This window comes from Bradyrhizobium zhanjiangense (assembly GCF_004114935.1).
Classification (GTDB): domain Bacteria; phylum Pseudomonadota; class Alphaproteobacteria; order Rhizobiales; family Xanthobacteraceae; genus Bradyrhizobium; species Bradyrhizobium zhanjiangense.
Genome location: NZ_CP022221.1, coordinates 2,960,039 through 2,983,123 on the forward strand (window position 1 = coordinate 2,960,039; position 23,085 = coordinate 2,983,123).

Genomic DNA, 23,085 nt, shown 5'->3' on the forward strand with positions numbered 1-23,085 from the left:
GACGATCCAAACCGTAATGCTCGCGTAGGGTGGTGGCGGTGTAATCGTGACGGTACAGGCTGCGCTTCAGGACAGTGGTCGCGGCCGCGGCGCCATTTCCGAGTCGAGGATCAGTCGACCATCGAGGCGCCCGTCCAGCCGCTTCACGTATTCTGAAGCTTCCTCCATGTGCGCCTTCATGAGCGCGCGGACGCGCTCGCTGTCGCGCGCGCGGGCGGCCTTGGCGATTTCCGTGTGAATCTTGACGTTGGCGCATCCGAATCGCGTGTGCTCTTCCGGAGGCGTCTGGGTGCTGAAGACAACCAGCCGACGGAGCATCTCGTTGATCAGCTCGCATGCAAAGCGCAGGAAGGGATTTGGGTTTGCGGCCGCCAGGATGTCGTGAAAGTCGAGATCGGCCTGGCGTTGACGAACCAGAAGCGACGGCTCCTGCGAGGCCGGCTGACACGTCTCAATGTTCTGCTCCAGCGCGTCGAGCTGCTCGTCCGACAGAAATTTCACCGAGCCGGCAGCCAATTCCGGCTCCAGCAACCGTCGCGCCGCATAGATGTCCTCCATACTGACCTCTTTGAAGAACAGGTAGTTCTGCAACAACTGAAAGGTGCGCTCGAGCGGCACCTCCATTATCGTCGCCCCGCCTGTCGGGCCGGTGCTGATAGTGATCAGCCCCTGCACCTCGAGGGACTTGAGCGCCTCGCGGATCGTGCTCTTGCTGACCGAAAACAGCCGCTGAAGCTCCTTCTCCATCGGAAGCTTGTCGCCCGGGCGGAGGTTCTTCTGAGTGATCAGCTGCTTGATCTCTTCGGTAACCAGGTCGGCCCGCTTTTGAATTTTCAACCGGCCGCCGGGCCGGGGCGATTTTTCCAATTGGACCGTCATTCCAGAATTCTCCAAAAGCTACCAATAGGTTCCAGGGTCGGCTCCGGGACGAACTAGGCGCGGGCCCACGGAAAGAGCCGACTCGTCGATTGACACTTCTTCCATAATAGGCATACTCATGCAAATCCGGTTTATCATGATAAATAGAATAGACCGGTCGGATTAAAGGGAGCGAGCATGGCGAGCGGGCAGAACATCCCGGAAATTTGGGCGGCCATTCACACGCCCTTCGATGCCTCCGGCGCCATCGACGAGGCGGGAGTCCGCCGGAACGTCCGTCACTACATCGCGACTGGATTGGCAGGGGTGTTCTGCAATGGGCTGATCGGCGAAGTCTGGTCGCTCACGCTGCAGGAGAGAAAGCGTGTCATCGAGGTCATTGCGGACGAGGCGGGGGGGCGCCTTGGGATTTCCGTGGTGATCTCCGGTCCCTCGGTGGAGGAAACCATCGAGCTCGGCGAGCACGCGCGTCGGCTTGGCGTCAGCCACGCCGTGCTGATGGTCCCAACCTCGGGGCCGCGATCCCCCGCCCAGCAGTTCGCGTATCTGCACCACCTCTGTGTCCGGTTGGAGATGCCGATCGTCATCTTCAACGCGCGAACCGCCGCGGGCAGCCCATTGGACCCCGGCGTTTTCACGCAGCTCTGCTCGCTACCAAATCTCAAGCTCCTGAAGACGACGGGCAATGCAGCCGAGAACGCGGCGCTTCGCCAGGCTGCGCGAAATGGCGTCCTGGTGTCGGACCCGCTGGAAGAGAACTTCTTCGCCAACATGCAGGCCGAGGGTCAGCCGATCCTCTATGCCGACCCCGAGCCCTACCTCTATCAACGCGGCGAGTTTCGCCCGATCGCGGAATACGTGGCTCTGTTGGCGGCCGGACGGACGGAAGAAGCAGAACGCATCTGTGCTTCACTCGCGCCGCAACGGATCATCTTCAACAAGTGGATCATGGACCCGCTGAAGCGCGGTCACATGCCGAACGCAGCGGTCAAGCATTGGTGCGATCTGATCGGCCTTGCCGGCGGCGCCGTGCGCTCGCCGGTCACGCCGCTGTCCGCTGCTGAAAGACGAGAGCTGGAAGCCGATCTCATCGCATGTTGCGCGCCCGGCCTGCTGTCTGCTGCCGAACGAATGTCGTCGTGACTTGCTGATTGCAATCTTCAACGGAGGGGAACATGACTTTGAAGCCTGTCGACCGTCGCTCGGTGCTCCAGATGCTGGCCGCTGCCGGCTCCGCACCATTCGTTCTTAAGAGTACCGTTGCCCGTGCGGAGACGCCGCTCACCGTCGGAGTTCTCTACTCCGGCTCCAAGCAGGATTACGGCTTCAACCAGTCCCACGCGCAGGCCGCCGCGGCCCTGAAGAAGCTGCCCGGCATCAAAGTGATCGAGGAGGAGCGCGTTCCGGAAACGATCGCGGCCCAACGCAGCATGGAAGGCATGATCCGCCAGGACGGCGCTCAACTCATCCTGGCGACGTCCTTTGGCTACTTCAAGCCGCACGTTCTGGAGATGGCGGCCAAGTATCCGGACGTCACCTTCGCTCACACCGGCGGCGTGTGGACGGCGGGCATGCCCGAGAACATCGGTACTTTATACGCCTACATCTTCGAGGCGCAGTACATTTCGGGAATCGTCGCCGGCCACATGACGAAGAGCAAGAAGCTCGGCCTCGTCGCGGCGAAGCCGACACCCAACCTTCTGCGCAGCATCAACGCGTTGGCGATTGGCGCGCGCTCGGTCGATCCGGCCATTGAGGTGCAGGTCATCTTTACTGGCGACTGGGTGCTTCCTGTGCGTGAGGCGGAAGCGACGAACACGTTGGTCGACCAGGGGGCCGACGTCATCGCCGCCCAGGTCGATAGCCCGAAGGTCGTGATCGAGACGGCGGAGAAGCGCGGCGTCATGTCATGCGGCTATCACTCGAGTCAGGCCGATGTGGCTCCCAACGGCTATCTCACGGGGGCTGAGTGGAACTGGATTACGCCGTATCTCGTCTATGCCGGCAGCGTGCGTGGCGGCAAGAAGCCGGAGCACTATCTCCGTTCCGGCCTTGGCGATCATTTCGTCAAGAACAGTCCGTTTGGAAAACTCGTTACACCTGAGGCCCGCGCAGCGGCCGAGACGGCGCGGGCAGACCTCATCGGCGGCACGCGCGTGATCTACAGCGGCCCGCTCAAGGACAACAAGGGCAACGTCGTCATCCCTGCCGGCGTCATGCAGAGCAGCAACGACCGTGCGCTCGACGGCATCAATTATCTCGTCGAAGGCATCATCGGCCAAGTCTAGGAGGCGCTCTTGTCTTCGATCTCCGGAATCGAATCCGTGCCTTCGAACCCGCTGGGAAACGCAGCCCAACTCAGTGTGGCCTTGCCTGTCCTGGCGGTGCTGCTCGCGTCGGCCATCTTCGCGGCGTTCGTGGCCTTGTACGGGCAGAACCCCGCCACAGTGTTCGGTCTGATCGTCCAGGGCGGCTTCGGTAGCAGCTTCGCCTGGCAGGATACCTTGTCGCGCGCCGCTCCTTTGGTCCTCGTGGGGCTCGCCGTTGCGATCCCCGCGCAAGCGGGGCTGGTGATTATCGGCGGCGAGGGGGCCTTGGTGCTCGGCGGGCTTGCAGGTGCCGTTGTGACGTTGCCGTTCGCGGGAGCGCACGCGCTTCCCATGCAACTCCTCATGTTGCTGGCCGGCGGCTTGATCGGAGGACTCTGGTTCGGTCTGGCGGGTGTGCTCCGTCAGTACCGTGGCGTGAACGAAACGATCTCCAGTCTGCTGCTGTCCTATATCGGAATCGCGATCTTTCATCATCTGACGGAAGGCCTGCTCCGGGATCCTGCAAGTCTCGACAAGCCATCGACCCACCCGGTTGAACCGTCCTACATGCTGCCCGTGATGCCCGGCGTCGGCGTTCACGCGGGGCTTGCCGTTAGCCTCTCGCTGGCCACCATCGCCCACGTCGTGCTCCGCTACACTCGGTGGGGCTTCGCGCTGCGGGTGGTCGGCGGAAGTGCCCGGGTCGCGAGGATGATTGGCCTTGCCGTAAATCGCTGGATCATCGGTGCCTCGGTGGTAGCAGGCGGTATGGCGGGCATCGCCGGCGCCATCGAGGTGGCGGCTGTGCAGGGGACGGCCAACTCCTCACTCATCGTCGGCTATGGCTATAGCGGAATCCTCGTCGCGTTTCTGGCGCGACACCAGCCGCTTGCGATTGTCGCTGTCGCGCTGTTGATCGGCGGCATGCAGGCAAGCGCCAGCCTGTTGCAACGGCGTCTCGGACTTCCCGATGCGACGATGCTGGTGTTTCAGGGTCTGATCTTCGTCTGCGTCCTCGTCGCGGATGCAATCGCGCAACAACTCCGAGAAACGACGCGGAGGTAAAGGCATGGACGGTACATCAATCGGCTGGCTTGCGCTGCCGCTCGCGATCCTGGGTGGGGCGATCCGTGTGTCGACACCCTTCATTTTCGTGAGCATCGGTGAGCTGATCACCGAGAAATCGGGCCGTATCAATCTAGGCCTCGAAGGCACGCTGATGCTCGGTGCCATGGCGGGATACGCGATCTCCTACCTCTCCGGCTCGCCCTGGCTCGGCGTGCTTTCCGCGGGACTCGCCGGAATGGCCTTCGGGCTCCTGCATGGCCTGCTGTGCAGTGTGAAGCGCGTCAACGACACCGCGATCGGCATCAGCCTGATCGTGCTGGGTACGGGCCTCGCGTTCTTCCTGGGCAAACCCCTGATCGAGCCCAAGGCGCCGCCGCTTCCCTCGATCGCACTCGGATTCTGGTCGAGCGTACCGCGGATGCGAGCTGCGCTGGACGTCAACGCGCTGTTCTTCGTCGGAATTGCATTGGCTTTCGTGGTCTACGTCTTCCTGAACAGGACCGGCTGGGGGCTGATGCTGCGCACGGTGGGAGACAGCGAGGATGCGGCACGCGCGCTTGGGTTCCCTGTATTGCGGGTGCGCATCGTTGCGACCATGGCGGGCGGCATTCTCGCGGGCATCGGCGGCAGCTTCCTGTCGCTTTCGTATCCGGGGAGCTGGAGCGAAGGCCTGTCGAGTGGCCAAGGCATCATGGCGGTCGCGCTCGTCATCTTTGCCCGCTGGCGTTCGATCAATGCCCTCGGCGCATCGCTGCTGTTCGGCGGGGCGGGCGCTCTCGGTCCTGCGCTCCAGGGCATTGGGGTGACCGGCTACTACTACCTGTTCAATGCGGCTCCCTACATTCTGACCCTTGCAATCATGGTTGCGTCGACGTCGCGGGCTGCTCCGTTCGCCGATGCGCCGGGCGAGCTCAAGCTCCACCGGTGAGAAGCGCCGTGACGAGAATTCATCCTCGGAGGATAGTCCGATGACCGCTCCGCAAGTCGAGCTCAGGAACATGACGAAGCGTTTCGGGGCGAACCTCGCCCTGAACAACGTATCGCTGCTGATCCGCTCGGGCACGGTCCATGCGCTGCTCGGGGAGAACGGCGCCGGCAAGAGCACGTTGGTCAAATGCCTGGTGGGCTTTTACCCTCCGGACGAGGGTCACATCCAGGTGGATGGGCGCGAGCACCGGCTAAACTCGCCGAAGGATGCCGATGCGCTCGGCATCGGCATGGTGTATCAGCATTTCACTCTCGTGCCGTCGATGACGGTGGCGCAGAATCTGGTCGTCAGCGGCGCGAGATTGCCGGCCTATATCAACTGGCAAAGCGAGCTGAAGCGGCTGGGCGAAGTCACCAAGAAGCTTCCGTTTCAAGTGCCACTCGACGTGCGCGTCTCGCAGCTCTCTGCGGGCGAGAAGCAGAAGGCCGAGATCGTCAAGCAGCTCTATCTCGGGCGCAAGCTACTCATCCTGGACGAACCCACGTCGGTGCTGACGCCTGCCGAGGCCGATGAGGTGCTTGGCCATGTTCGCAGCCTGACACGGACGGGCGAACTCAGCGCGATCTTGATCAGCCACAAGTTTCACGAAGTCCGCCGATTCGCCGACGACGTGACGGTATTGCGTCGAGGCGCGTCGGTGAGAACGGGCGCCGTCGCCGAATTGACTGATGACGCTCTGGCAGAAGCTATGATCGGAGAGCCCGTCAGCAAAATAGTGCAGCACGCGCCGAAATCACCGCCGACGTCCGATATTATCCTCTCCATCAGCGACCTCTGCGTGAACGGCGACAATGGTCTTCCCGCCGTGCAAGATCTCTCGCTCGAGGTGCGGGCAGGCGAGATTGTCGGGATTGCCGGGGTATCCGGAAATGGACAGTTGGAGTTGGTCGAGGCCCTGATGGGGCAGCGGGATCGCAGCGGTACGATGACCGTGTCCGGCTCGCCGTTCAACGGTACGCGACAGGAAATCGCTCGCCTCGGCGTCTATGGACTGCCGCAAGAGCCCCTGAAGAACGCCTGCATCGATCGCATGTCGCTGGCCGAGAACCTTGCCCTGCGTAATTTCGATCGGGTGCCGCTCTGCCGTGGTATCGCAATGAACTACGGCGCGCTCGCCCAGCAGGCCGAGAGGCTGGTCGCACAATTTCGTGTCAAGGCCCCTGGCCTGAACGCAAGCATGAGCGCGCTATCTGGTGGCAATGTTCAACGCGCTGTGCTGGCGCGAGAGCTCGCGCAAGACGTTCGATTGCTGGTCGCGTCGAATCCGACGTTCGGTCTTGATTTCGTTGCGTGCGAAGAAACGTACCGTCGGATCCTCGAGGCCCGGAACGGCGGAGCCGCAGTGCTGCTCATCTCGGAGGATCTCGACGAGTTGCTTGGCTTGGTCGACAGGGTCCTCGTCATGAGCGCGGGTCGCATCGTCCATGAAGTGTCGGCCGAGGGCGCCGACAAGCGCGTGATCGGAAAATACATGGCGGGAATGAAAGCGGCCTGACTTGAAGGCGCGGGTCTGATCAGCAATCGAGAAGGAGACGTTCGTGGTCACGCAGATCAATCATTTCATCAATGGCAAGCAGGTCCCCGGTGGCACCGAACGCAGCTTGCCGGTCTTCAACCCCGCAACGGGCGAGCAGACGGGCCGTGTTGTGGCCGCCAACGGGGCGGTGGTGGCGGACGCGGTATCCGCCGCCAGCAGGGCAGCGCAGGGGTGGGCCGACATGACGCCTCTGCGGCGCGCGCGCATCCTCAATCGCTTTCTACGGATCCTCGAGGATCGTGCAAGTCAGCTTGCTGACGTGATCGTCTCCGAGCATGGCAAGGTTCACTCCGACGCTCTCGGGGAAGTTCAGCGCGGAATGGAGGTAGTCGAGTTTGCCACGGCCGCTCCGCAGCTCCTCAAGGGCGAACTCACCGAGAATGTCGGTACCCGCGTCGACAGCTATTCTACGCGCCAGCCGCTCGGCGTGGTCGCCGGAATCACGCCCTTCAATTTCCCGGTCATGGTTCCGATGTGGATGTTTCCGGTCGCCCTCGCCTGCGGAAATGCGTTCATTCTGAAGCCATCTGAGCGCGACCCGTCGGCGTCGCTCATCATGGCGGAGTGGCTAAAGGAAGCCGGTCTGCCGGACGGTGTGTTCAACGTAGTGCAAGGCGACAAGGAAGCTGTCGATGCGCTGTTGCATCACCCGGATATTTCGGCGATCAGCTTCGTAGGCTCCACACCGATCGCGCAGTACATTTATTCGACGGCCGCGAACGCCGGAAAGCGCTGCCAGGCGCTCGGTGGCGCCAAGAACCACATGATCGTGATGCCCGATGCCGACATGGAACAGGCGGTCGATGCGCTGATGGGGGCAGCCTACGGCTCCGCCGGAGAACGCTGCATGGCGATCTCGGTTGCCGTGCCGGTCGGCGAGGGGACGGCAGACAAGCTGATCTCGGCGCTCGAACCCAAGGTCCGAGGCCTGAAGGTCGGGCCGGGTACCGACCGCGAAGCGGAGATGGGGCCTCTCGTCACGAAGCAGCACCTGGAGAAGGTCCGGAGCTACATCGATTTCGGCATCGCCGAGGGCGCAAAGTTGCTGGTCGACGGACGTAAGTTCAGGATGCAGGGTTATGAGAATGGTTTCTTCGTGGGCGGAACCCTTTTCGATCATGTCAAGCCGGACATGAAGATCTACAAGGAAGAGATCTTCGGACCTGTGTTGTCGGTCGTTCGGGCGCCGGATTACGCGACAGCCGCGCGCCTGGTCAATGAACACGAATTCGGCAATGGCACTTCCATCTTCACACGGGATGGCGATGCCGCGCGTGAATTCGCCCATCAGATCAAAGTCGGAATGGTCGGCATCAACGTTCCAATCCCGGTGCCGATGGCCTTCCACTCTTTCGGTGGATGGAAGGCGTCGATTTTCGGCGACCACCACATGCACGGCCCGGAAGGCGTTCGCTTCAACACCCGAATGAAGACGGTCACCAGCCGCTGGCCAACCGGAATACGAGCCGGTGCCGAGTTCGTCATGCCGACAATGTCATAGCAGTCCATCGAGTCGTCTGTATCTCGTTTCCTCCCTCACTGCGAGGGCCTCAGGCCCTCGCTTCTTTTCAGGCGACTTCATCCGCCACAAGACCCCTTCATTGCTCGTACGGGTTGCTCGTCGCCGCAACGGCGCAAAATCTCCGCAAGCTCAGCAAAGCTAATCCCGCTGCTAGCTAGGCCGCCCATCGTCACGTGACCGTGTCCGCTGCCTTGCGGAGCCGAGACGGCATTAGCCGCCCAAATCGCATTTTGGTCTTGGCGTCTACTAACGACCAGTCCTCGATTTTGGCTCGTTCATGGTCGCACCGGGATTTGCCGAATTGGGCGTCCTTGACGAACCCGCACCCTGACCACTGGTGGCAGCTGGCGAATCGCTCTGACCGCCGCCTCCGGCCGCCGGCGCCTGCGGCTCGATCTAATCTGTTTAACGCGCAGACGAACCAGGTCGAATATAATTATCTGTCGCGATTGCCGGGTGAGCCGATCGAGGGCGCCGCTGATCGCCATGTGCGAGCCGACGATTGATCTTACCGACGAGATTCACCCACGGCGGACTTGCACGACCTCGTTCAGCGCGCTGCTCTCGCCTTCATCAAAACGAAGAGGTGGGAGCCCGCGGCGGTCAGCGAAAGGACGCGGTTCACTTTGGCAGGACGGCTTTAGAGTGGTCAAAGCCCGCTTTTCCGGAGGTGACTGACCCGAACAAAGCAGACACGGGGCGACATAAGCTAAGTTCAGCCACGGACCAAAGCCAGCCGTACCCGCTTGGGCGGCTTCCGCTCGAAGCAGAACACAGCTTGGGTATCTTGGGCCCGCATCAATCTGCTATCGTCGCGCGCGCATGATGGCTAAATTGACCGTTGCCCGCATCGGCTGCGGTACCCCATACATGCACGAGCGCCAGAGCCACTCGACAGGACCGAACCGATAGCGGCGCAGCCACCACGCGCTGAACACCACCTGCGCGAGATACACGAAAATGCCGATCGCCAGTGTCGCGGCCACGCCGAGGCGGCCAAATTGGCCTAGACCATAACCGTAGAAGATCCAGCCGCAGATCACCGATTGCGCCAGATAGTTGGTGAGCGCCATGCGGCCAAGCGGCGCGGCCCAGCCCAGCATCCTCCGCCAGCCCGAGAGGTTCACAGCCGCGATGACTGCGGCCGCATAACCCAGGGCCAACACGACCGCCCCCAGCTGTTCCACCGGAAAATGCGCGCGCCCGAGCGACGGCCAATCGAAGAGCTCTTGTCCTGCTGCCGCGAGACTCAATCCGCCGCCGAGAAGAATGCCAACGGTTGCGACGACGAACAGCAGGCGCCGGTTCGCCGAAGCCCGACGCAAAACCCCGCTGCGCCACACGAAGGCGCCGATCAGGAACAGCGCGACAGTGCACGGAAAGGCCATGACGTGCAGCGGAAAAATCGCCGGCACCTCGCGGATCCGGAACGCGAGCACATCGAAAAATCCACCCGTGCCGTAGGCACGCGTCGCGTCCGCGGCAAGAGCGCCGGCTGCACCCGGCAGCGGCACGATCGGCGGTAACAGCAGCATGGTCACGTAGAGCCCCAGGAGCAGCAGGGCTGCACCCGCCATGAGCCACCGCGCGCCGCCGAGGAAGGGCAGCACCACGAAGCCCGCCAGCGCATATTCGACGAGAATGTCGCCGTCCCAGATCAAATAGAGATGCACTAGGCCAATCGCCAGCAACACCACCAGCCTGCGCACGAGCAAGATCATGCGCTGTGCATTGCCGGCAAGCCGCTCGAATTGGATGGCGAGGCCGACGCCGAACAGCAGCGAGAACAGCGCAACCGCCTTGGAGCCGACGGCGACCGTCAGCACAGCCGCGGCCGCTCGGTCGAGCGACCCCGCCGGCTCCGCGTTCAGCAAGGACGGCGCGAAGATGGAGACCCGAAATGCGATCACGATGTTCATGGCGAGCACGCCGAACAGGGCCAGGCCCCGCAGCACGTCAATCGCGTCGAGCCGCTCCGACGGGCTCATAGGCTTTGGAGGCGCGACGCTCGCCGGCGCGGTGCGCGAGCCGATGTTTCCGCCGGTCATTGCAGGACTCCCCATTTCCGATGGAGAGATTTAGAATGCCGCCTCGTGCCGCATCAAACTACCTGAATTGGGGGGCTGAATCGAACCGTGACAAATTGATTCACTTCCAATGCGCGAGGAATTAAACATGAACTTGGATCGGCGGAATTTCTCCAATGGCTCAACTTGATCTCGCGGTATTGCCGCGGGTGTTATTTCGGTACCATTCGATAACAGACGAGACCATAAAACGCGAAATCTCTGCTATTATGGAGCAGTATCTATGGTTTCCGAATTTCAGCGTTTGACGATCCGATGGAAGGATTCTTCCAACCAGATGTTCCGAAGTTTATCGACACCAGGGTGGACTAAGGGTGTTCTCCGCAGCAATCCAAAAATTGGAATTTATTGCTTTAGCGCACCAACGACGACGACCTAATGTGGGCAGCATTACGCTATCAACTATTCTGGGATTTGCGTCGCATACTTGGCGGAACGCTTGATCGTCGGGACTCTTGATGACGTTCATCTTGTGCGACTTGCATATGGCAATGCACCTCCTCCCATATTACGCTCTGAGATGTATGATGGAAGGTCGGCCGCCATCAAGATCTTCTCTCACGAAGATCTAGTTGGGCATACGAGCGCGCATGGCGGTTGTTGGGTCCGCACCACCGTCGTGAAATAGGTGTGACCTGCCACTGAGTATTTCCTCCAGAAGGAGTTAGAGTCCGGCCCGAAGAAGGACGGACAGATGAAGCGAGCAAGGTTCACAGAAGAGCAGATTATTGCGGTATTGAAGGAGCATGAGATTGGGGCCAAGACGGCTGACCTTGCTGGCAAGCATGGGATCTTCCAGACGACGATCTATAATTGGAAGGCCAAATTCGGCGGCTTGGATGTCTCTGAGGCCAAGTGGTTAAAGGCGCTGGAAGAGAAGAACGCGAAGCTGAAGAAGCTTCTGGCGGAGCAGATGTTCGACGCGGGCGCCCTTCGCGAGCTGCTTTCAAAAAATGTATGGTCCGCCCCGTCCGTGCAAGGGTTCGTAACAGCAAAAAGACGCTTCCAGTTGCATAAATGTATCCGGCCTCTCGCGAGTGGACTGCTGTTGCAGCTAAGGCCATGATGAGATCCGCGCACGCCGTTCCCAATAAATGGTTGGGACGCGAAGCCCGCCTTTTTGCACTGGGCTTACGGCATGTTGATCCACTGTTTCGTCATCACTGTTCCCGAGCCTTGCAATCGAAGCCAGGAGCGTCAGGTGAAAGCAGGATCTCTGCGTTCGTAGAGAGCTCCAGGCTTGTTCAAGACCACCCAGACAATGCGGGCCATCTTAGCGGCTAGAACGACAACGGCCTTCGGATTCATCCGAGCTGGAGCGCGTCAAGCCAGCTTCCTAGGCGATCACGCGTCCGATCCAAATGCCGGAAGCAGGATCGCGCCATGCACTAGAAGCTTTCTCACATAACGGTTGCCGGGTTTGCTGACGCCAAGCAACGTCTGTTTTCCGCCGGTCGAGTATTGCCTGGGCACTAACCCCAGCCAGGGCAGCAGGGTCGCGGGCCTTGCGAAACTGCAGCCTATCACCGATCGCGGCAAGTAGAGCGGTCGCACCCAATGCGCCGATGCCGGGGATTGACATCAGCCGGCGTGTGACGTCCTCTCGATCGGCGACCGCTTCGATCTCCTCTGTCACTTCGCGGATCCGTTCTTCGAGGCGGCGGAGATCGGCGAAGAGATCGCCGACCAGGCGATGCATCACTGGTGACAAATCGTTTCCTTCGTCATTCAATGCGCGCGGCAACTCGAATTTGAATATTCCGGCACCCTGACGCAAAGTACACCGTACTCGAGGCAGAAAGCCGGCATCTGATTGATCAGGGTGTCCTCGAGCCAACCATCTGGTCACGGATTCGATGCAGGGCTTGAAGATCGACCTGGTCCTCCTCCTTCACGGCGACGAAGCGCATCGTCGGTCGCGTTGCGGCCTCAGCGATCGCCTCGGCGTCGATGATGTCGTTCTTGTTTGACTTCACGTAGGGCTTCACGAATTGCGCGGGGATCAAGCGTACCTTGTGACCAAGTGGCTGTATCTTCCGGGCGAGCCACTGTGAACCGGCGCAGAATTCCATGCCAACGATGCTTGCTTGTGCGCGAGCAAAGAACTGAAGAAGAGCGTCACGTCGAAAGCGAACTTTCTGAACAGGTGTGCCGTCGCAGCGGCGCCTAGACTGTAAAGCGTTACGGCTTCCCTGTCACTAGGGCTAGTGCCTGCTCCTTCGACAAGATAAAAGCACCATCGTCTGTTCTGACCATACGATCCCGTTTTCGAGCCATTCGCGCGTCGTCGGGTTGTGTAATCAAACACACGCATCGCAAAACAAAACGCTTCGGCGACTTGCTGCGCTGTCGGTTTCCGTTTCGCCACTCGCAGGTGCGCTAGGGGATGAGCCCTTAGTGGCGTGACTTGTCGTCTTAACATCCTGCCCGTTTCCTTAGTCGGCTCACCCTCACGCACTGCACAGCCGCGCATTCTATCGATGTGAGAAGCACTTTGCCCTAGGACACCCTGCCGGTCCTCGCTTTGGTCGTGGAGGTCCACTATCTACAAGATAATTGGGTTTCCTGTGTATTGTGGTCTGACGTCCAAATCGGTCCCCTGACCGGGATGTAGTCATGGCACTGGGGAACGACCGACGAGAACGGTGAGCAAACCACCGCCCCACAGGCGCGCCGCTGCTCTCTTGGCATCCTCCAACGTTACCGCATCGACGACGGCGTCGTGTTTTTCGAGATAGTCGATCGGCAGCTTATCAAGCTGATGCTGCAACAGCGTTCGCGCAAGCTTCGATGTTGTGTTGAGAGCTAGTATCTGCGAGCCCTTCAGGTAAGACTTTGCATCATCGAGTTCCTGCTGGGTCGGTCCTCCCTCGGCAATGTGACGGACCTGCCTCTCGATCTCTTCGACTGTCCCGCCGGCGCGGTCAGCCCGCGTGCCGCTATAACCGACGAACACGGCTGAATGATCCATCCAGACCAGATGCTCGCTGACGAAATAGGCCAACCCGCGCTTCTCGCGGACATCGCGGAAGAGCCGCGAGGTCAAACCGCCGCCGCCAAGAATGTGGTTGACGACACAGGCTGCCATGAAATCCGGTTCGGTGCGCCGGACGCCAGGACCGCCGAATGTCACAAACGTCTGAGGTACATCGAGCGGAATGAAGATGCGCTGCGGTGGCTTTGCTGCGACCACGTCCGCAACCGGCGTCGAATTCGAGCTGGCCGGCAGGCCCCCGAAAGTCATATCGAGCAATTTGCAGAGGACCTCTGGATCGATGTCGCCGACCACCGCGATCTTGAGTGTGTCTTTTGCGATTACGCTTCGGAGATAGCCCTTGAGATCTGCTACGTCGATCTTCGGCACGCTCTCGAGGGTGCCCTCGGCCTGCCGAGCATAAGGATGATCCTTGAAGGCCACCTCGAAGAATTTGCGATTTGCGAGCGACGCCGGATTGGTCGAGTCATGTCGAAGGTTCGCAAGCACGCCGGCGCGAATTCGTTCGACATCGGCCGGGTCGAAACGTGGTGAGGTTAGCGCCATCCGTAAGAGGTCAAAGGCTTCCTCCTTGCAGTCCTTAAGCGTGCGCAAGCTACCGCGGAAGTAGTCGCGATGCGATGCAAAGCTCAACTCAATGGCGCTGCCATCGAGCCGCTCATGAAACGTCTTGGAGTCAAGATCGCCGGAGCCTTGGTCGAGCAGGCTAGCCACCATGTGCCCAACACCGGGTTTCTCGGCGGGATCCTGCGTCGCGCCGCCGCCGAAGGCATATTCCACGGCGATCAGCGGGACAGTCGCATCCTGCACCAACGTTGCCTTTATACCGCAAGGCGATACCAGGCGTTTGATCTTGGCCGCGGCAAGCGTGCTGGTGGCAGCAAGCGAACTTGGTGATGCGAGCATTGCGATTGAAGCCGACGCCCCGGCGAGGAGGACGTCACGTCGTGTGCAAGACTGGGCCATTATCGCCTCTCCGCGTGTCTTTGGGTGGGTTCCTTGACGAGATAGCCTGTCACCGAGCGCTTTTTGTCGAGCCATTTGCGCGCGGCCGCGAGCACCTGCGCGGCACTGACTTCGCGGATGCTGTCCGGCCAGCCTCGGATCTCGTCGATGGTCAGTCCTGTCGTGAGCCGGCTGCCGTACCAGGCCGCAAGCTTTGCTTGGTCGTCCTGGGCATAGATTGCTCGAGCGAGCAGCCGCGTCTTGACCAGCTCGATATCTGCTGTGCGCGCAGGATGCTGCGCAATACCGCCAATCACGCCGTCGATGGCGTATTCAATCTGCCCGAACTCGATGCCGGGTTCTGGTGTAACAGAAATTGTGAGTAGCGACGAATCAAGCGCGGCGGGCTCGTAGCTCGCCGAGGCACTACTCGCGAGCTTCTTGTCGATCACCAGCGCGCGATAGAGATATGAGTTGATGCCATCACCCATCAATTGCGCGAGCACGTCAAGCACCGGACTCTCGCCCGCGACCGCAGTGCGCGCCGACGGCACCAGATAGTAGCGGTGCAGGACTGGCTGCTCAACGCGGGGATCGGCCAGCGTCACGGTGCGCGGCGCGGCCGGAGGCGGCTCCTGAGGTCGCAAGCGTTCCGCCGGGATCCGTGGTTGAGGGGGGATGCCGCCAAAACTCGTCTCCACCAACGGGCGGATCGCGCCCGCATCTACGTCACCGGCGATGATTAGGATAGCGTTGTTTGGTGCATAGAACCGCTTGTAGAAGCCGAGCGCGTCTTCGCGGCCAAGCTTTTCGATCTCCTGCCGCCAGCCGATAATGAGGCGGCCGTAGGGGTGGTTGAGGTAAAGCGCCGCCATCATCTGCTCCTCGAGCCGCGCACTTGGCTCGTTGGCGACGGACATATTTAATTCCTCGAGCACGACGTCGCGCTCGGATAGCACGTCCTCATCTTTAAGAATGAGATTGGTCATGCGGTCGGCCTCAAATTCCAGCATCTGGCCGAGATGCTCGCGCGGAACATGCTGGAAATAGCCTGTATAGTCGGTGCCGGTGAAAGCATTTCGGTAGCCGCCGACGCGGAGCACGGCCTGGGAAAATTCACCCGGCGGATGTTTCGATGTGCCCTTGAACATCAGATGTTCAAGGAAATGCGCCAGCCCCGATTTTCCGGGTGGCTCGTCCGCCGAGCCGACCTTATACCAGATCATCTGAGTTACGACGGGCGTCCGATGATCCGGTATCACCACAACCTCGAGCCCATTCTGAAGCGCAAAGCTGGCTGGTCGATCCCACCTTGCCTGAGCAAGAACGCCGCCCTCGTGAGAACCGTATTGGTTAGGAGTAGTAGTGCTATCCCTCATTCTATCTTCGACCAGCGTAGTCCGTGTCGTCGGGAAGGCACCGGCGGCGGTCTCCTTTGTGTTGGCGGTGACCGAACTCCGATCGCTCATGGTAACGCCTTTCGTTCCGTACATATGCACCGACTGTGGCGGCAGACCAAGATTGGCAACCGACACCGTCCGAAATGCAATGAAGCAAAGGCTGGGCCATTCGCCATGGCCTGCGCCAGGGTGCGCGCCACCTGGATATAAAGCCGAACCAACGCTTATCCTGTCCAAAGGTCCGCTGTCGCCATGTCGTGAATACGACAAGGCGCAAGGAGCCCCCTACAATTTGGCAGCAATTCCACCTTCACCCGGAAGCCTTGAACCGAGACAATATGGCCGACGAGACGTGGATTATCGATCTTAGGGCCCCGGAGCGGGTTCAGCGGGCGTCGCGGACGAAGCTATTTGCTTTTCGAATCGCCGCAGGCGCAGGAAGTCGTCCAGCCATTGCACGTCGGGCATCACCGAGCGGGCGAAATCATCAAACGTCGCGTGTTTGAACTTGGCAGCAACAAAGGCGCCATCCGTCGGGCACAAAAACGAAGGCGCGCTTGCCGAGATCCTTATAGTGGCGCACCCGCTCGATGACCGGGCTGGCTGGGTTAGGTTCGACCACGAGCATCACCAACGACGAATTCATGAGCGCATTCTCAATGATGCGACTAACGTGATCATCGCCAAAGCTGTAACCGAGAACGAGCAGGAAGGTCTGGGGGACACCGAGGCGTACCTGAAAGGACCGGAAGAGATGCGCATAGGGCATCGTCAGGGTCTGCGCGAACTTGTTGGCAGTCGGCAGGGTACCAACCGATGACGTTCCGCTGGCCAATTTGACGAGCACGGCCGCCTTCTCATCCGGATTCAAATCTCCATGGTTCGGAAGGGGACGAGGTCAGGATGCCGCGCGCGCATCTCACCGTCCTGCTCGAACCAATGAATGGACCCATGCAGTTTGTAGAAGTGCAGGAACTTGTCGAAGCGCCGCACCCGGCCTTCGGCGACCTCACCCGGATCTAAACCGATGGATCGAAGCAAGCGGCTGCGCGGCGAGTGAAGCCGTCGAAATATTGGATGCCTAGCAACTCCAGTACCTGCTCGAATAGCGTGTCGTAATTCAGCGTGAAGAGATGGGTTCGGCCAAGATTGCTGTCACGCGCGACGAGCTTGGACAAAAATGCAAGCTGCGGCGCGATCTCGCTTGCAGACTTCGATTTGGCGGAGTCAGGCAAAGACAAGGGCGCACTCCGAGAAGATCGACATGCGCAGGCGATCAACAAACCATTGGAGGTCATCAAGGCTTGGAGCTGGCGTGCCCGGCCAAGTGACGCCAGAAAATGGTACGTCCTTTGAGTTACCAACGACGAGGGAATTGGCAATGATAGCCATTGCTCAAACCCCAAGGTGGGCTCGTCGAGCAAGTCGGCCAATGAGACGGCATCCCGACGCGCCTTGATGATAGGCCAACTGAGGCGGGCGCGTCGGAGAGAACCTCAATCGTTTCGAAGACGGCGGCTTCAAGGTTCGCCATGGTTTTACCGCCGGTGGAAACCGACGTGCCTGACCCGTCGACGACGAGGTTCTCCATGCGGAGCCATTCGGAGATCAGCGCCTGGAGGCGAATGCGCCCCTGCTTCTGATCAAGCCCAAGCAGGAGGTCGCCAGCATTGCCGTCCTGAGTTAGACCGATGAGCTGATACTCGATGGGTTCAGGCGCCCCTCCCGTCATGCATTTCCCCCCACAAGCCGCCGCGCAATGGATTGATGATCTGAAGCCCGGCAAAGTCTTTTTCGTTGTCCGTCACAACGGTGCGAATGAAGAATGCCGCGCCGGATTTCGGCCACTGTCAGTGAGGCAATGAACAAATCTTCATCGCGCTGCTCCCCCATCCAGGCCAATAGTGACTCAGACGGCTTCGGCTTGACGATGTTGCTGATGATGTTTTGTCGAGAAGATAGCGCGTCACAGATCGGCCTTACGCCCTTCTTCACGGGAGCGCGTCCGGTCGAGATCGGCACCAACGAGCGGCGAGCGCTTCGAATACCTGCCGGATGGTCCCGCCCCAGCCGTCGTAACGGCGACTGACCCGATCCAAAAATGCCTCGCCCGGCTTGACCGGGCGGGGCATTACCTTGCGCAGGAGCCGGCCCCGATCTTGCGGCAGCGTCGCACCACGACCATGCGAGCTTCGCAGGATGGGCACTGATTCCCTTAAGGAGCTTCAGTCGCAAGCAACCGAGGGCGCGTTGTCGTGCTTGAGGTGTCTCTTTCGGACATTGTAACTCACCAGCCAGATCACGCCGACTGCGATCGGCACGAAGGCTGCGGTCAGGAACGAGGGCTCTACTCGCAGTCCGACGTCATGCGCGCCCTTGGCAAGATAGCTAAACAAGCTGACCACATAATATCCTATCGCCCCGACCGACAATCCTTCGACCGTGCACTGCAGCCGAAGTTGCTGTCTGGCGCGCTCGTTGATAGCCTGCAACAGGTCACGATGTTGTCGTTCGATTTCCACGTCGACACGGGTTCGCAACAGATCGGCGGCACGCGCGAGCTTGACCGACAGTGCCGCCTGACGATCCTCTACGGTCGCGCAGGTGCGCATTGCGGGCGCCATGCGGCGCGCCAGAAACGACGACCAGGTTGGATAACCCGAGACATCGTTGCCTTCAATGATGGACAGTCGCGATTGGACCAGCTCGTTGTAGGCCCTGCTGGCGCCGAAGCGAAACAGGCTGCCGGTCGCGCCTTTTTCGAAGGAGGCGGCCAGCGCCGTCAGCTCGGCAAGCAGATGGTTGTTGAACTGCAGCCCCTCACCCCTTTGCATTTTTTCGAGCGCCTCAACAAGACGGCGGTCGATGCGATCAACGGAAGGTGCAAGCTCAAGGGCCGCCGACAGGCCAAGCAGCGCCAGTGGACGGTAGGTCTCGATCTCCAGGAGCCGTTGCACCAGCGCTCCGAGATCGTGCGACTTCAATCCGAGGTCGCAGACGAGGATTTTCGTAAAGCCTTTTTCGTCTACGCGGAAGTCTGAGGCGGCAACGCCTGCGCCGCTCTTTGTGGCAACCATGGCCAGGCTGTTCTTGTCAAAAACCTGTTCGGCGCGCCCGGTCGGCGAGGCGTCCTGCTCCACTTCTAGCCTGATCGCGACCAGCAACTGTCCGGTCTGACGCAACGCGCGGATCAGCGATCGGACGGTACCATCAACTTTGTCAAATCGGTCTGCGGCAGAACCATTTGTGTTACTCCAGATCCAGGTGAATGTTGCGAATTCCGAATGCTGCTCCCAGCGTAGCGTAGCGGGCCCGATGACAATCTGATGAAGTTTCGCCGATTGCTCAGGTGGCGGAACATTACGCTCGAGGCAAAAATCGATAAAGCGGCAGCGATCGCTTGTGGCCGCCTCACCCTGCGCAAGAAAAGCCAAGTGGATCACGCTGAATGGCGAAACAAGGCGCGTGAAAGGGCGTGCGTGCACTTCGCCGAGCACGGCGTCGCGTTGCGGATGTGGCGTGAAGGTTCGCAGATCCAATTCATCGACCATGTATTGACGCCTCTCTTCAGGGTGAGCAAGCAACCGTCAGCCGCGCGAGGCCGTGGCAAGCAGGAGCGTCTTCCGTTCCCCAGCGGGGTGCAGACAGGCGACCTCCGGTGCGGCAACCACATTGTCGATTGACAGATCGAGGCCCAAACACGACTCCCATCTTGCTGCCGCCGCCCTGATGCGGAGAGGCGGTGCAGGATTTGGGCCAGCACTGTAGAAGGGGCACGCTCGCGTCCTTTGGCGCAATGTGGCTTTCGAAGACCATTGGAGGCGGGTTTCAGACATGAAGCGCGCTTGTATTCTGACAGGATGCGTACGTGGCGCAGGCCACAGGAAATTGCCTGCTTCGCACGGTGATCGCTCGCGAGGCGGCTACATTATCTGAGACGGCATGCTGTGGACGGGTTTGTCCATGCAAAGGCGGGCGACAGACCGTGCCCGGACAAGCCGGGCAAGGCTTGGCCGATGGGCTGATAACATCACGTCGCGTGAGGTTGACGTGATCACGCAGCCGGAGCGCACGCCGTCATCGCCTTTTTTGGTGACATTCAGGGCAGTGCAAGCGCCGCGGCTCGACCGCAGTGAGGTAGATACGTGGCGAATGTCGTGAGCGACCGACGGAATAGCGGCGGATCACAAGTACGGCCGACTCGACTTGGCTGGCGTATTGCTCGAGTGCGGTCGCGGAGGTTTTGATCCCTCGTAGCCACGCAGCCGAGATCCGGTTTCCGTTGAATTCGCTCGCCGGTCTTTGCGGGACGCGAGGATCGCCACGTTCTCGTTGATGTCAGCTCTGTTTCGGATCGAGCGCACGAACGGCCTCTTCGATGGATCGATCTGGCCGAAGGCCGGCTAAGAAGCCTCGATCGGCTATGGCGCAACAGCGGCGTCACAACTTTCATCCCCTGCCGGCTGCGCCGTCATTCCTGCGAAACAAGAAAGTTCCTTCTTTGCTGTTGAGCCCCTGCGGGGTGCGCCGTCGATCGCCTCCGGCCTGTCGATCATCATCAAGGCCGCAAGGTGCGGGCTCGGAACACAGAGATCAAGGAGAACTACCATGGCGACCATCGGCACCTTCAAGACGACCGGCAACAACGAGTCCGGGCGCTCTATCTGCCAAAGGAATGGACGGACCACCCCGCTCGCCTGAAAGCCGCGCATGTCCGGAGCGATGTGGGCTTCGCGACGAAGCCCAAGATCGCGCGTCGAATGGTCCCTCGCGCGATCGCCGCAAAGGTGCCGTTCTCGTTCGGGGCGCTGGACAGCGTGTATGGCACAGGTGAGATCGAAACCCTGCTGCGCAAGGCGGGAAAAGGCTATGTTCTGGGGGGTGCTTCCAATCACGTGTTCCGTTCCTGGGGCAAGCAGCAGCTTGTCGCCGGCACCGCCTCCGCGATCGCGCAGAGCCTTCCCAAGAAGGCCTTGCACCGCTCGGCGTCCGGCGAAGGGACCAAAGGTCCGCGCTGGCACGACTGGGCCTATCTTGAGTTGGCCGATCTCGACGCTGGTGAATACAACGACGACCTTGCCGGAGAATGGACGCGGGGTCGTCTGAATCCGTCGCAACGTTACTGACGCCAGTTTGGCCTTCTTCTCCACATGGTGCCCCAAGGGCACCTCCGTGCAGAAGCTGGTGTCGGTGGGAAGGCCATTGCTGGGCTATCGAGGACAGCTTCGAAACCACCAAGAACGAGCTCGGGCTTGACCACAACGAAAGCCGCTCCTGGCATGGCTGGCATCGCCATGTCTCACTCGTCATGCTGGCCTTCGCCATGATGGCCGTCATCCGTCATCGAACCAACACTGGACCATCGCTCAAAAAAGCGCGACCGCGGCCTCGACCGAAGCATCGTTCTTGATCCGCTTGTCGATCCAGGAAATCCGCCGCATCGCCATGAAGCTTGCCCAACGGCGCATCTCGCACGCCTACGTTCTCGCATGGTCGTCCTGGCGCAGGGCTCATCAGGCCAACGGCGCGCAAAGCCCATCTCAGGCAAAAATTGTAACTGTAATGCTAGTTAGGGCACCCGACGGAACACACCAAGACAGTGTCGTCGTTCTCAGGGGCAAATACAGCAGTGCCATTAGCCCACTACAAAAATAAAAAACATAAGTCCAGAACGCACACAATTACTCGTTCCGGCCAATCAAACGGCCCTAACGAAGAACATTGGGTTCCAAGCTAGCGCGCCGATTCGCTTCCCGAGCGGGAGTCGTTTGGATGATTGATCTGCTCAGCTTCTTGGTCATCCAAGGACGACTATTCTAAGTTGACCCCACCCGCTCATATCATGCGGCAGAGCCGGGGGCCGACTTCCTCGAAGCCGTTGCGCAGATAGAAGTCGAGGGTGCGCTTCCATTTCGGCTGCCACGGTGCTCCGACCTCCAGCCGCTTCCATCCTCGCGCGCGTCCTTCGGACAGAGCGACCGCGATCAGATGAGGCGCAATGCCCTGCGATCTCATGTCGGGGCGAACATAGAGCTCCGAGATTTCTCCGAACTTGCCGCCAGCGTAGATCGCAGTGCATTCGTTTAGAACCATGACGCCAACCGGCTCGTTGTCTCCGCAGGCGATCACCGCGACGACGCTGACATCCGCAAGAACTGTCGCCGCGCTTTGCGTGACGATTTCGATCCCCGGGGCCATCCGGCCCAAGAGCTCGACTTGGAGAGCATAAACGAAGCGGGCGACGGTTCCGGCATCTGTGACTTCAGCGCGGCGTGTGGATATGACCGGCATCTTTCTTTCCTGTCTGCTCCGCATCGGAATTGAATCACTCTGCGCCACGAGCGTCAGCGTGACATTTGTGATGCACTCCACCGCATTTTGACTCTCGGGAGCCGAGCTCAATCGCTCTGTGATCGCAGTCTATAGATATCGGCCATCTCCTTCCTCGGTGCTGAATCCTTTACCAGTCACGATGTTTGGAGACCAGCTCTCTGGAATGGTAGCCATGGATCCCCCGCCAGAAGGACCGCTGGGTTAGGATTCGGATAGCCAATGACAGGATCCTCTCGGTCGTCTAGAGCGATCGGGTCGAGACGATAACTCCCCATTCGCGCATTTCACCGGCGCCAACCATTGCTCGACTAAGGCAACCAACGTCGCCAGCGCGCCGGCCGCCATCACCGCGGGACCCGATAATCATCAGTCCCCGCCGGATCTCGCGCTCGCCGCAAAGGCGCCCCGCCAGGTAGCCGCCCAGCGTGATCACCAGAAGCGCCAGCTCCTTGAGGTCGCTTCCATGGCCATTAGTAGAAAGCGACACGCCAACCGTCACCACAAAGACGACAAACAGCCCATCGCACAGGTTGAACGAGTCAACAACGCGTCATTCAACCAGCGCGGCCAGGGGCGTCACAGGACAGGCCAGCAACAAGCCGGTCACCACGGCCCCGGCACCGAATAGACCGTGCGCCAGCACAGCAAGCGAGCTCGCCGAGATTAGAATGCCGAGTAAGCCCGATCGAACAAATGAAATCTGCAAATCACCCCCATTACAGCACGTTTTGCCGCACGCTCCGCGGGAAAATCACTCCTTAGCTCCGCGGCAAAGTCGATTTGCACCGGAACCGCCTCGCTTGGCGCGCTCTTGCTACAAAAAAGGCCCGCGCACAGGTTCGCAGCACGCGTCGGGGCTTTTCCGTCAGGCAATACGCCGCGCCGATCAAGAGTTGCTCGATCGTGTTGGGATTTTCGACGATGAACTCGGCTTACCGGTCGGGTCGCCTTGACACCGACGTCCTCGGCGGTATGTACCGCGTCAACAAAGAAGCGGTTCGGCCACGACCTTCGATTTGGTA

14 protein-coding genes and 4 pseudogenes are annotated in these 23,085 nt (G+C 60.4%); 8 read left to right on the top strand and 10 right to left on the bottom strand.

Going from position 1 to position 23,085, the window contains the following annotated elements; translation table 11 throughout:
- Positions 1–66: 66 nt before the first annotated feature.
- Positions 67–879: a FadR/GntR family transcriptional regulator gene (locus XH85_RS13780; protein WP_128932227.1), complete on the bottom strand. Its 813-nt coding sequence runs from the start codon at positions 877–879 to the stop codon at positions 67–69.
- 177 nt (positions 880–1,056) lie between these two features.
- On the opposite strand from XH85_RS13780, the gene XH85_RS13785 reads away from it, so the two are divergent.
- The 6 genes from XH85_RS13785 to XH85_RS13810 are packed head-to-tail and all read left to right on the top strand — an operon-like array spanning position 1,057 to position 8,282.
- A complete protein-coding gene (locus XH85_RS13785; RefSeq protein ID WP_128932228.1) occupies positions 1,057–2,022 on the top strand; it encodes a dihydrodipicolinate synthase family protein in 966 nt (321 codons plus the stop codon).
- Between the two features lie 32 nt (positions 2,023–2,054).
- Positions 2,055–3,167, top strand: coding sequence for a BMP family ABC transporter substrate-binding protein (locus tag XH85_RS13790; RefSeq protein WP_164940769.1), 1,113 nt, complete (start codon positions 2,055–2,057; stop codon positions 3,165–3,167).
- Positions 3,168–3,176: 9 nt separating this feature from the next.
- Positions 3,177–4,253, top strand: a complete 1,077-nt coding sequence (locus tag XH85_RS13795; RefSeq protein WP_128932229.1) for an ABC transporter permease — start codon at positions 3,177–3,179, stop codon at positions 4,251–4,253.
- Between the two features lie 4 nt (positions 4,254–4,257).
- Positions 4,258–5,184: an ABC transporter permease gene (locus XH85_RS13800; RefSeq protein WP_128932230.1), complete on the top strand. Its 927-nt coding sequence runs from the start codon at positions 4,258–4,260 to the stop codon at positions 5,182–5,184.
- 40 nt (positions 5,185–5,224) lie between these two features.
- Entirely contained in the window at positions 5,225–6,739 is a 1,515-nt protein-coding gene (locus XH85_RS13805; RefSeq protein ID WP_128932231.1) for an ABC transporter ATP-binding protein, read from the top strand.
- Positions 6,740–6,782: 43 nt separating this feature from the next.
- Positions 6,783–8,282, top strand: a complete 1,500-nt coding sequence (locus XH85_RS13810; protein ID WP_128932232.1) for a CoA-acylating methylmalonate-semialdehyde dehydrogenase — start codon at positions 6,783–6,785, stop codon at positions 8,280–8,282.
- 827 nt (positions 8,283–9,109) lie between these two features.
- Here XH85_RS13810 and XH85_RS13815 read toward each other — a convergent pair.
- The gene (locus tag XH85_RS13815; protein WP_245474084.1) at positions 9,110–10,291 is read right to left on the bottom strand and encodes a DUF418 domain-containing protein; all 1,182 of its coding nucleotides are present in this window, start codon (positions 10,289–10,291) and stop codon (positions 9,110–9,112) included.
- A 793-nt stretch (positions 10,292–11,084) separates the two neighbouring features.
- Between XH85_RS13815 and XH85_RS13820 the strand changes: the two are divergent.
- A pseudogene (locus XH85_RS13820) lies at positions 11,085–11,348 on the top strand (transposase); the annotation flags it as partial.
- Between the two features lie 239 nt (positions 11,349–11,587).
- On the opposite strand, the pseudogene XH85_RS13825 reads toward XH85_RS13820, so the two are convergent.
- The 7 genes and pseudogenes from XH85_RS13825 to XH85_RS13850 all read right to left on the bottom strand — a co-directional run.
- A pseudogene (locus XH85_RS13825) lies at positions 11,588–12,546 on the bottom strand (IS110 family RNA-guided transposase); the annotation flags it as partial.
- Between the two features lie 458 nt (positions 12,547–13,004).
- Positions 13,005–14,291 carry a M16 family metallopeptidase gene (locus XH85_RS13830; protein WP_164934616.1) on the bottom strand — a complete coding sequence of 429 codons (1,287 nt, stop codon included), beginning with the start codon at positions 14,289–14,291 and terminating at the stop codon, positions 13,005–13,007.
- Between the two features lie 59 nt (positions 14,292–14,350).
- Positions 14,351–15,709 carry a M16 family metallopeptidase gene (locus XH85_RS13835; RefSeq protein ID WP_128937262.1) on the bottom strand — a complete coding sequence of 453 codons (1,359 nt, stop codon included), beginning with the start codon at positions 15,707–15,709 and terminating at the stop codon, positions 14,351–14,353.
- A 508-nt stretch (positions 15,710–16,217) separates the two neighbouring features.
- On the bottom strand, positions 16,218–16,577 hold the full coding sequence (locus tag XH85_RS46580; RefSeq protein WP_245474086.1) for a hypothetical protein: 360 nt from the start codon (positions 16,575–16,577) through the stop codon (positions 16,218–16,220).
- Between the two features lie 172 nt (positions 16,578–16,749).
- Positions 16,750–17,163: a hypothetical protein gene (locus XH85_RS46585; protein ID WP_245474087.1), complete on the bottom strand. Its 414-nt coding sequence runs from the start codon at positions 17,161–17,163 to the stop codon at positions 16,750–16,752.
- Positions 17,164–17,551: 388 nt separating this feature from the next.
- A pseudogene (locus tag XH85_RS47990) lies at positions 17,552–17,700 on the bottom strand (VapC toxin family PIN domain ribonuclease); the annotation flags it as partial.
- Positions 17,701–17,955: 255 nt separating this feature from the next.
- Positions 17,956–19,281, bottom strand: coding sequence for a DUF3422 family protein (locus tag XH85_RS13850; RefSeq protein WP_128932234.1), 1,326 nt, complete (start codon positions 19,279–19,281; stop codon positions 17,956–17,958).
- 1,101 nt (positions 19,282–20,382) lie between these two features.
- Between XH85_RS13850 and XH85_RS46590 the strand changes: the two are divergent.
- Positions 20,383–21,140, top strand: a pseudogene (locus XH85_RS46590) (IS701 family transposase); the annotation flags it as partial.
- 425 nt (positions 21,141–21,565) lie between these two features.
- Here the strand turns inward: XH85_RS46590 and XH85_RS13870 are convergent.
- A complete protein-coding gene (locus XH85_RS13870; RefSeq protein WP_128932237.1) occupies positions 21,566–22,021 on the bottom strand; it encodes a GNAT family N-acetyltransferase in 456 nt (151 codons plus the stop codon).
- Positions 22,022–23,085: the final 1,064 nt, after the last annotated feature.